5 protein-coding genes are annotated in these 7,944 nt (G+C 39.9%); 3 read left to right on the forward strand and 2 right to left on the reverse strand.

The genetic code is table 11. The features are described 5' to 3' along the window. Positions 1–97: 97 nt before the first annotated feature. Complete coding sequence (locus MTN96_RS28475) at positions 98–2,920, forward strand: tetratricopeptide repeat protein (protein ID WP_248533583.1); 2,823 nt, start codon at positions 98–100, stop codon at positions 2,918–2,920. Between the two features lie 78 nt (positions 2,921–2,998). Here the strand turns inward: MTN96_RS28475 and rho are convergent, their stop codons facing one another. After that, entirely contained in the window at positions 2,999–4,258 is a 1,260-nt protein-coding gene (rho, locus tag MTN96_RS28480) for a transcription termination factor Rho (RefSeq protein WP_013463749.1), read from the reverse strand. Between the two features lie 188 nt (positions 4,259–4,446). Then, positions 4,447–4,773, reverse strand: coding sequence for a thioredoxin TrxA (trxA, locus tag MTN96_RS28485; RefSeq protein ID WP_013463750.1), 327 nt, complete (start codon positions 4,771–4,773; stop codon positions 4,447–4,449). A gap of 91 nt (positions 4,774–4,864) precedes the next feature. On the opposite strand from trxA, the gene rhlB reads away from it, so the two are divergent. Together rhlB and gppA are read left to right on the forward strand one after the other, a co-directional pair. Continuing rightward, positions 4,865–6,142 carry an ATP-dependent RNA helicase RhlB gene (rhlB, locus tag MTN96_RS28490; protein ID WP_010392673.1) on the forward strand — a complete coding sequence of 426 codons (1,278 nt, stop codon included), beginning with the start codon at positions 4,865–4,867 and terminating at the stop codon, positions 6,140–6,142. Positions 6,143–6,187: 45 nt separating this feature from the next. Further along, positions 6,188–7,681 (forward strand): guanosine-5'-triphosphate,3'-diphosphate diphosphatase, encoded by a 1,494-nt coding sequence (gppA, locus tag MTN96_RS28495; protein ID WP_138626643.1) that lies wholly within the window; start codon positions 6,188–6,190, stop codon positions 7,679–7,681. Positions 7,682–7,944 lie beyond the last annotated feature (263 nt).

Genomic DNA, 7,944 nt, shown 5'->3' on the forward strand with positions numbered 1-7,944 from the left:
GGGCGTGAATGCCTGTTTTATATTCGTCTAAATTAGATGTTTACATATTGTTTGGCTGTCATTTTATTATGGCTAGCAAGGATTAAAGGATATTTTTATGCTGACTCGGTTAAAGCGCATCTGCTTTATTGTTCTTTTGGTTGTACTGAGTGGTGCATCAAACGACGCTTTATCCAATGAGCAGACAAGTTTGTTTGAGCAGTTCGATCTTGAGCAAACATGGACTAAAAAGCACCGCCTTGCAACAGACATATTAGCTAACCCTGATCTTCCAAACTTAAAACGCGTGACCATTTACAGTGACTTAGCGGAGCTGGCGTTTACACAGAGTGATTTAGCTAACGCACTAAAGTATTTTAAATTACTAGAGGCGAATAGCACCCTTAAAGAACAGCCAAAACTTTATTTTCGTGCAATTAAAATGCAAGGCGTGGTGCTTTATTATCAAGGGTTAGTGCAACAAGCGGTCGTTGATTATAATCGCGCGTTAAACATTGCCGTTCCCCTTAAAAGCCCGATTAAACAGGCTAACTTACTCAGTAATATTGGGCTCGCTTACTTTGATATGTATAACATGGAGCTAGCCCTCGATTATTATCAGCAAGCCAAAGTCATTTATGAAAAAGTGGGGAGCGCACAAGATAAAGCCGATATATTACATAATATTGCCGGTATTTATATTCGTCTCTCTCGCTATGAGTCCGCGCTTGAGATGTATCGTGAGGTTTTAAAAGTTTTTCAAGAGCTTGGTGATGACGATGGCGTTGCACAGGTATACGGTAACATGGGTGTGGCGTACACTGAATCAAGGCAGTACCAGTTAGCGTTGCATTACAACCAATTAGCTTTGCGCTACTATCAAAGTGTTAATAACGCCTTTCAGCTTTCGACTAAGCACGCCAATTTAGCAACAATTAACCTTAAATTAAATAAATTTGATGTCGCGTTATATCATGCTAATGCAGGGCAGCAGTTTGCACTTGAGGCTGATAATAAGTCGTTACTAGCGGCTGCTTTACACGTGTTATCGACTGTTCAATTTGTGCAAGGCGATACAGAAAATGCCAAAGAAACCTCAGAGCGTTCAATTACGCTTGCCAAAGAGTATAATAATGGCATGCGCATAAAAGACGGTTTGGGGATTGAAGCGCTGATCCATGCTAGCTTAGGGGATTATGAAAAAGCGTTAAGTTTGCATCAACAGTATGTTGATTATCAGCGCAGTGTTAATACCGAAGAAGCCTCAAAAGCGGTCAGTCAATTTCAAATTCAGTTTGAATCAAATCAGCTAAACCAAGAAATTAAACAATTAAAACAGCAACAATACTTACAAGAATTACAAATAGCTAAACGTTCACAGCTGATGTTCTTATTGGTGATTGTTGCCATATTGATTTTAATTACAGTAATTGCTGTTTATAAACGCCGAACAGAAAAACAAGCGAAGTTAAAGCTGAGTGATCAAGTTGAACAGCGCACCAAAGAGCTGCAAAGTGTGGCGCAAGAACTGCGTGAAGCTAACGAGGTTAAAAGCCAGTTTTTAGCAAATATAAGCCATGAAATTAGAACGCCATTAACCGCTATTTTGGCGCAAACAGATAATCTTATTAGTGGTCAGTACAAGGCTGAGCAATTACAAGATGAGCTTAGGGTAATACAACGACAAAGTGAGCATTTAAGAAGCCTGATCAATGATGTGCTTGATTTAAGTAAAATCGAAGCAAACAGGCTAGAGCTTAACATTAGCTGTTTTGATATGGTGCGATTGATCAACGATGTTCATGCTATGTTTTCTCCACAAGCTAAAGCGAAAGGCTTGTCACTGATATTAGAGAGTCAGTTAGGTGATACCTATTTTACGCGGCTAGATTTAACTCGAGTAAAACAAATACTTATTAATTTATGCGCCAATGCCATTAAGTTTACTCATAAGGGGCACGTAACAATTGCTGTTAGCAAAACGGATCAAGGGCTGCTCTTTTGTATTCAAGATACTGGAATTGGTATGAGATCCTCACAGCTTAAGCTTATTTTTGAATGCTTTAGTCAAGCAGATAACAGCATTAGCCGACGTTTTGGCGGTACCGGTTTGGGCTTGAGTTTGTCGCAGCAGTTAGCAGCGATGATGGGTGGCTATATTAGCGTGCAGAGTGAGTTTAAAAAGGGCAGTGAGTTTTCGTTCTATTTGCCTTGTATACAAGTTGAAGAGCAAGTTTGCCACGATGATATGCAGGCTAAATCGGGTGAGGGGCATAGGTTGTTATCCGGTAAGGTGGTGCTTGCTGAGGATCACAGTGATAACCGAAAACTGATCAGTCGTTATTTACACTCCCTAGGACTTGAAGTGATTGCCGTTGAAAATGGTGAGCAAGCCGTAGAGCAAAGTTTAAAGTTGTATCCGGATTTGGTGCTTTTAGATATTCAAATGCCCGTTATGGATGGTATTTCTGCGTTTGAACTACTCAAACAATGTGGCTATGAGCAGCCTATTTTAGCGTTAACGGCCAATGCCATGAGCCACGAGATTGACCACTACTTATCACTTGGTTTTAGCGATTATTTAGCAAAACCAATAGACAAAGAATCTTTTTACACTGTTTTAGCTAAATACTTAAGCTCAGCAAATGAGGATTTATCGACAGAAAGTATCCATGTAGATATGAGTGATTTAGTAGCGAGTTTTAAACAAAGCCTGATTACAGAAAGTGAGCTAATTGAACAGCATTTTAAAGTTGGAGATTATAAATTGTTGCAAAAAGATAGCCACCGAGTTTTAGGTGCGGCACAAATGTTTGAGTTTAAAGAGATAGCATTAGTGGCAAAAGCACTAGATGATGAATTACTTCAGTCACAAATTAACACTCAAAAGTTAACAACATTAGTAAATGACTTGCTGGTACTGCTTAAGCAATACAGATAAGCTGATTTACTCTAAAAATAAAAAGACACCATCTGGTGTCTTTTTTATTTAAAAACATTTAGTTAACCAGCGTTCAGATTACTGACGTTTCATCGAATCAAAAAACTCATCGTTGGTTTTACTCATTGATAGTTTATCGATTAAAAATTCCATGGCATCAATTTCTGACATGTCATGGACTATCTTACGTAAAATCCACAGCTTTTGGAGCTCATCAGGCTTAGTAAGTAATTCTTCACGACGCGTACCAGAACGGTTAAAGTCGATAGCTGGGAATACACGTTTTTCCGCAATTTTACGGTTAAGGTGTAGTTCCATGTTACCCGTACCCTTAAACTCTTCGTAAATAACTTCATCCATTTTAGAGCCGGTATCAATAAGCGCAGTCGCAATAATTGTTAAGCTACCGCCTTCTTCAACGTTACGTGCTGCACCAAAGAAACGTTTAGGCTTATGTAATGCATTAGCATCTACACCACCGGTCAATACTTTACCTGATGATGGAATAACGGTGTTGTAAGCACGTGCTAAACGTGTGATTGAATCAAGTAAAATCACCACGTCTTTTTTGTGCTCAACTAAGCGCTTTGCTTTTTCGATAACCATTTCAGCAACCTGTACATGGCGAGATGCTGGTTCATCGAATGTTGATGCAATAACTTCACCTTTTACTAGGCGTTGCATCTCAGTCACTTCTTCCGGACGTTCATCAATAAGTAAAACCATTAATGTAACATCAGGGTGGTTATGTGTGATTGATTGCGCAATATTTTGTAGCAACATGGTTTTACCCGCTTTTGGCGGTGCTACTAATAAACCACGTTGGCCGCGGCCAATGGGTGACGCTAAATCAAGAACTCGTGCGGTAATATCTTCTTTACTGCCGTTACCACGTTCCATACGAAAGCGTTCGTTTGCATGTAGTGGCGTCAGGTTTTCAAAAAGTATTTTAGTGCGAGAGTTTTCAGGTTTATCAAAATTAACTTCGTTTACTTTAAGTAAAGCAAAGTAACGCTCACCATCTTTTGGCGGACGAATAAGACCTGAAATAGAGTCGCCAGTACGCATACTAAAACGGCGAATTTGGCTTGGAGATACATAAATATCATCTGGGCCAGCTAAGTAAGAAGCTTCTGATGATCTTAAAAAGCCAAAACCATCTTGCAAAATTTCTAATACACCACCGCCGAAAATATTCTCTCCGCCTTTGGCGTGGGATTTAAGAATAGCAAAAATAATGTCTTGCTTTCTTAAGCGGGCTACGTTTTCGAGCCCCATGGACTCAGCTAAGTTTACAAGCTCTTTTATAGACTTGTCTTTTAATTCGCGTAAATGCATATTGGTGGGTTCTTTATTACAGTTGTCATACTCAAAATCGCTTTATTAGATCGTTGAGTGAGGTTTGTTGAATATAACTAAGGATTAGTTGGCTTTATAAACTAGCAGGTCATTACTGCAGCGTCCAGTACTTCTGTAAAATAAATAATAAAAAAAGGGCTGAGCGCCCTTTTTTTATAAATTTACACTTAGATGTTGTTTTCTAAAAACTCAACTAATTGTGTTTTTGATAATGCGCCTACTTTAGTTGCAGCCACTTGACCATCTTTGAAAAGTAGTAGTGTAGGAATACCACGAATACCAAATTTAGGTGGAGTACCTGCGTTTTGGTCAATGTTTAATTTAGTAATCGTTACACGGCCATCAAATTCCTCAGCAACTTCGCTTAGAATTGGGGCGATCATTTTGCACGGTCCGCACCATTCAGCCCAAAAGTCTACTAGTACAGGTTTGTCTGATTGTAATACGTCAGCTTCAAAGCTATCGTCGGTAATTTGGATTATTTTCTCGCTCATTGCGCTCTCCGGTTTAGTTAGGCGAAATATTTAGTGCGTATTTAAACACTCTTGTTTCTTATTGCAAGTTTAAACGTTATGCTTAAACGCTATGACTAAGACACATTTGACCGATAAAAAGTTTTCAGACTTTGCTATTGCACCGGAAGTGGTTGCCGGGTTAACCGAAAGTGGGTTTGAATATTGCACACCCATTCAAGCTAAATGCCTACCGTTTATTTGTGAAGGGCGCGATATTGCGGGCCAAGCACAAACAGGTACAGGCAAAACGTTGGCGTTTTTAACCGCCACATGCCACCGGTTATTACAATCTAGCAAAGCACCTAGTAAACATCCAAGAGCCCTGATCATGGCCCCAACTCGGGAGCTTGCGATTCAGATACACAAAGATGCAAAAATTTTAGCGCCGCACTGTAATCTTAACTTAGGTTTAGTATATGGTGGCGAAGATTACGAAAAACAACGTGCACAACTAGAAAAAGGCGTTGATATTTTAATTGGTACTACAGGTCGCCTAATAGATCTGTACAAGCAAGGCTGTTACACCCTTAATGAAATTGAGGTAGTCGTGCTAGATGAAGCCGATCGTATGTTCGATTTAGGCTTTATTAAAGATATCCGTTATATGTTCCGTCGTATGCCGGATACATCAGAACGTTTAAACTTATTATTCTCTGCCACACTGTCGTATCGTGTACAAGAGCTTGCATTTGAACATATGACAAACCCAGAGCATGTGCAAATAGAACCCGATGTAAAAACGGGTAAACGTATTCAAGAAGAGCTATTTCATCCTTCACAAGAAGATAAAATTAAGCTGTTGTTAACCCTGATTGAAGAAGAATGGCCCGAGAAAGCCATTGTTTTTGCAAACACCAAACACAGCTGTGAAACTGTGTATGCATGGTTAAAAGCAGATGGACATCGAGTGGGTATGCTCACCGGTGATGTAAACCAAAAGAAACGTCAATCAATACTCGCGCAATTTAGTAAAGGCGAGCTAGACTTTTTAGTAGCTACCGATGTTGCTGCGCGTGGTTTACATATTCCAGAAGTAAGTCATGTATTTAACTTTGACTTACCTGATGATTGCGAAGATTACGTTCATCGTATTGGTCGTACAGCTCGTGCAGGCGCTTCGGGTCATGCAATTAGCTTTGCGTGTGAGCAGTATGCTTATAACCTTCATGAAATTGAAGAGTACATCGAGCACAGCATCCCTTTATCGCATTACGATAAAAGTGCATTGCTAGATGATTTGACTAAGCCGACTATTCACAGAAAACGTAATTTTTCTACCGGTCCACGTAATCGTAGTAATAACAACGGACGTCGCCCAAATAATGGTTACCAAAAAGGACGGTCTTAACCGACCGTTAGTTTGATAGTATTCGTAACTAGAGGTTTTTGAACGGTGGGGCAACTTAAACCGCAAAAAAATGTATATGCAGTCATTGATTTGGGCTCAAATAGCTTTCATATGCTTATTGCCAAATCAGTGGCGGGTGGCTTGCAAACAATAGGTCGCGTCAAACGCAAAGTAAGACTCGCCGCTGGGCTTGATGATAATAATCTATTGAGCTTAGAGGCTATGCAACGAGGCTGGGAGTGTTTGGCCTTGTTTGCGGAACGTTTGCAAGATATTCCCAAGAAAAACATCACCATTGTTGCCACTGCAACACTTCGTTTAGCAACCAACGCCGACGACTTTAAATTACGTGCTGAAAAAATATTAGGCCATAAAGTTAATGTTATTAGTGGTGAGCTAGAAGCGCGAACTATTTACAAAGGAGTTGCGCACACTTCTTCATGTGCGGGCAAACAGCTAGTTATTGATATTGGTGGTGCGAGTACTGAAGTGGTGATCGGCCAAGGCTTTGAAGCACGTCACTATAAAAGTCTTAATATAGGGTGTGTTACTTACCTTGAACGCTACTTTAAAGATTGCCAGTTAAATGAAGCAAACTTTAATACTGCTATTAAAGCCGCGCGTGCTGTTATTGATGAAATAGCGCCTGAGTATAAAACGGCTGGTTGGCAACTTGCCTCTGGTGCGTCAGGGACCGTACAAGCTATTCAAGAAATCATGGTGGCACAAAATTTAAATGAAATGCTCACCCTTGAAAAGCTATACACCATTAAGCAACAATCTATTGCTTATGAGACTATCGCTGAACTCGACTTGCCAGGGTTAAGTGAAGAGCGACGTTTAGTGTTTGTATCTGGGCTGGCTATCTTAATTGCACTGTTTGAGTCACTAGAAATAGAACAAATGGGATTAGCGGGTGGCGCGCTTCGTGAAGGTGTTTTATATAGCATGCTACCGGAGCTACACAATACCGACATTCGCCAACGTACTATTGATGGTTTTATGAATCGTTATCATGTGGATCAAAAGCAAGCATCTAGAGTATCAAGTTTAGCAGTACTGTTAGCTAATGAAGTCAGTCATTATTGGCCGATTGAAGCACAAAACGGATTACCGCTTTTGAATGCTGTCGCGCAGCTTCATGAAATAGGTTTACTAATAGAGTATAAGCAGTACCACAAACATACCGCTTATATCTTAGAAAATACCGATATGCCCGGTTTTTCACAATCAGAGCATAAAGTAATTGTTGCTATAGCTAATAGTCATCGCTGGGACCTTCAAAAGGGATGCTTAGATCATTTAGGTGCACATAGTATTGTTGCCGCGTATATGGTTCGACTATTACGTATCGCTGTTATTCTATCAATGCGCCGACAAGATGATGTGTTGCCAAACTTTAAGATAACAGCTGAGAATGAAGAGTTAGTGATTCAATTTGAAAATGATTGGTTAAAAAATCATCCATTGATGGCAAGTGAGCTAAATCAAGAGATTAAGTATCAGAAAAAATGCGGTTGGAAACTTAAAGTAAGCTAATTAAGTCGACCTTTGCGGAGTTTTTAGTGGTTAAAATGAGCGTTTAGTCTAAATATCCAGCGAACAGTCATTTATTTCAGGTTTTCTTCAAAAAAGGGTTGATCTGTTTTCGGATCTCCCTATAATGCGACCCCACTGAGACGGCAGAGGGCAACGCATAGCGAGGCACGAGCTACTCAGTGAGTTGAGTAAAACTTAGTTTCGAAAACTTTCAAGTTTAACAAAATTAAGTGTTGACAAAAAAATAGGAAAGCGTAATATGC

Source organism: Pseudoalteromonas sp. 2CM28B (genome assembly GCF_023161935.1).

Bases quoted from the DNA above. Each gene is read 5' to 3' on its own strand.
- MTN96_RS28475 (WP_248533583.1), top strand. From the start codon at position 98: ATGCTGACTCGGTTAAAGCGCATCTGCTTTATTGTTCTTTTGGTTGTA.
- rho (WP_013463749.1), bottom strand. From the start codon at position 4,258: ATGCATTTACGCGAATTAAAAGACAAGTCTATAAAAGAGCTTGTAAAC.
- trxA (WP_013463750.1), bottom strand. From the start codon at position 4,773: ATGAGCGAGAAAATAATCCAAATTACCGACGATAGCTTTGAAGCTGAC.
- rhlB (WP_010392673.1), top strand. From the start codon at position 4,865: ATGACTAAGACACATTTGACCGATAAAAAGTTTTCAGACTTTGCTATT.